Annotated in this window: 1 pseudogene; it reads right to left on the reverse strand. The window is 61.6% G+C overall.

Features of this window, described 5'->3' with window-relative positions:
- Window positions 1-258 (reverse strand): annotated as a pseudogene (gene tuf, locus N0K08_RS23355) (elongation factor Tu); the annotation flags it as partial.

The raw sequence follows: 258 nt of genomic DNA on the forward strand, positions 1-258 counted from the left end.
CGCCGACCTTGACGATACCGCGCTCGATACGGCCCGTCACCACGGTACCACGACCGGAGATCGAGAACACGTCTTCCACAGGCATCAGGAAAGCACCGTCCACAGCGCGCTCAGGCGTGGGGATGTAGCTGTCCAGAGCGTCAGCCAGCTTGTTGATGGCTTCTTCGCCCAGAGGACCCTTGTCGCCTTCCAGAGCCAGCTTGGCCGAACCACGAATGATCGGGGTGTCGTCGCCGGGGAAGTTGTACTTGTCCAGCA

Source organism: Acidovorax bellezanensis (assembly GCF_025421555.1).
In the GTDB taxonomy this organism is placed as follows: domain Bacteria; phylum Pseudomonadota; class Gammaproteobacteria; order Burkholderiales; family Burkholderiaceae_C; genus Comamonas; species Comamonas bellezanensis.